Here is a 1,984-nt window from a genome sequence, read left to right as displayed (position 1 = left end):
CTGTAGTCGGTCCCAAGGGTTGGGCTGTTCGCCCATTAAAGCGGTACGCGAGCTGGGTTCAGAACGTCGTGAGACAGTTCGGTCCCTATCCGTCGCGGGCGCAGGAAATTTGAGAGGAGCTGTCCTTAGTACGAGAGGACCGGGATGGACGCACCGCTGGTGTACCAGTTGTTCTGCCAAGGGCATCGCTGGGTAGCTATGTGCGGACGGGATAAGTGCTGAAAGCATCTAAGCATGAAGCCCCCCTCAAGATGAGATTTCCCATTCCGCAAGGAAGTAAGATCCCTGAAAGATGATCAGGTTGATAGGTCTGAGGTGGAAGTGTGGCGACACATGGAGCTGACAGATACTAATCGATCGAGGACTTAACCAATTTGAATGTATGCTTACTGTTATCTAGTTTTGAGAGAACACTCTCAATGGTTTGGTGGCGATAGCGAAGAGGTCACACCCGTTCCCATGCCGAACACGGAAGTTAAGCTCTTCAGCGCCGATGGTAGTCGGGGGTTTCCCCCTGTGAGAGTAGGACGCCGCCAAGCTATTACACGTAAGTGTAATATATGGAGGATTAGCTCAGCTGGGAGAGCATCTGCCTTACAAGCAGAGGGTCGGCGGTTCGAGCCCGTCATCCTCCACCATATTTGCCGGTCTAGCTCAATTGGTAGAGCAACTGACTTGTAATCAGTAGGTTGGGGGTTCAAGTCCTCTTGCCGGCACTGTTTAAATACGGAGGGGTAGCGAAGTGGCTAAACGCGGCGGACTGTAAATCCGCTCCCTCAGGGTTCGGCAGTTCGAATCTGCCCCCCTCCACCATTTTTGGGCTATCGCCAAGCGGTAAGGCAACGGACTTTGACTCCGTCATGCGTTGGTTCGAATCCAGCTAGCCCAGTATCAGACACCTTTTGCATAAAGGTGTCTTTTTTTATCAGCATTTTGTTTCGATTTCTGATTGTTCATCAGATATACTATTTTTAAGCTGCTGTTAAGGCAGTATATTCTGTATTTTCCATCTACACCCTGCCTGAAATTTGGTAAAATAAATGTAATAAAAAAATGAAACCTTTTAAAACAATCGACGTATAGATACAGACCGGTGAAGGGCAGAGGTAAGATAAAACATGGAAAACCTGATTAAAAAAAGAATCAAGCAAGTCAAAAAAGGCGATCAAAATGCGTTTGCAGAAATCGTTGACCTTTATAAAGATAAGATTTACCAGCTTTGCTACCGCATGCTCGGCAATGTTCACGAAGCGGAAGATATTGCGCAGGAAGCTTTTATCAGAGCGTATGTCAATATCGACAGTTTCGATATCAACAGAAAGTTTTCAACGTGGCTTTACAGAATTGCGACCAACCTGACCATTGACCGCATCCGCAAGAAAAAGCCTGATTACTATCTGGACGCAGAAGTAGCGGGAGCAGAAGGGCTGACGATGTATTCGCAGATCGCCGCGGACGGGGTTCTCCCTGAAGACGCCGTATTGTCATTGGAGCTGTCGGACACAATTCAGAAAAAGATTTTAAAGCTGCCTGACAAGTACAGAACGGTTATTGTATTAAAGTATATTGACGAACTCTCTTTAATTGAAATCGGGGAGATTCTGAATATCCCTGTCGGCACCGTCAAGACAAGGATACACAGAGGCAGAGAGGCTCTTAGAAAACAATTGAGGGATCTTTAAGTGGGGTGATGAAATGAGCTGTCCTGAACAGATCGTGCAGCTTATGCATAAGCATCTTGATGGAGATATCCTTCCTGAAGATGAAAACGTATTAAAACAACATTTGCAGTCATGCGGGAATTGCAAACGGCATTTTCATGAAATGGAGAAATCCGTAGCACTCGTCCGAAGCACATCGCATGTCACGGCCCCTGCTGATTTTACTGCCAAAGTTATGGCGAATCTTCCAAAAGAGAAAAAACGCGCTTCTGTAAAACGATGGATCAAAACTCATCCGATGATTGCAGCCGCAGCGGTTTTTG

General features: G+C 46.7%; 1 protein-coding gene, 4 tRNA genes, 2 rRNA genes and 1 pseudogene. All 8 read left to right on the top strand.

What is annotated here, in order from left to right; genetic code table 11:
• Positions 1–373 (top strand): 23S ribosomal RNA (locus ACFRFQ_RS30520); the annotation flags it as partial.
• A 50-nt stretch (positions 374–423) separates the two neighbouring features.
• A 5S ribosomal RNA gene (rrf, locus tag ACFRFQ_RS30515) occupies positions 424–539 on the top strand.
• Between the two features lie 23 nt (positions 540–562).
• Positions 563–638 (top strand) — tRNA-Val (locus ACFRFQ_RS30510).
• Positions 639–643: 5 nt separating this feature from the next.
• Positions 644–716: transfer RNA gene (locus tag ACFRFQ_RS30505), tRNA-Thr, on the top strand.
• A 12-nt stretch (positions 717–728) separates the two neighbouring features.
• Positions 729–813 (top strand) — tRNA-Tyr (locus tag ACFRFQ_RS30500).
• A gap of 4 nt (positions 814–817) precedes the next feature.
• Positions 818–889: transfer RNA gene (locus tag ACFRFQ_RS30495), tRNA-Gln, on the top strand.
• Between the two features lie 229 nt (positions 890–1,118).
• Positions 1,119–1,682: an RNA polymerase sigma factor SigW gene (gene sigW / locus ACFRFQ_RS30490; RefSeq protein ID WP_003156766.1), complete on the top strand. Its 564-nt coding sequence runs from the start codon at positions 1,119–1,121 to the stop codon at positions 1,680–1,682.
• 13 nt (positions 1,683–1,695) lie between these two features.
• Positions 1,696–1,984, top strand: a pseudogene (rsiW, locus tag ACFRFQ_RS30485) (anti-sigma-W factor RsiW); the annotation flags it as partial.

It is taken from the genome of Rhodococcus sp. NPDC056743, from assembly GCF_042790355.1.
Taxonomy (GTDB): Bacteria; Actinomycetota; Actinomycetes; order Mycobacteriales; family Mycobacteriaceae; genus Rhodococcus_F.
This window is presented reverse-complemented; position numbering and strand designations above follow the sequence as displayed.

What these genes read in the sequence shown, in the direction of transcription:
- sigW (WP_003156766.1), top strand. Translation starts at nt 1,119, where the DNA reads ATGGAAAACCTGATTAAAAAAAGAATCAAGCAAGTCAAAAAAGGCGAT.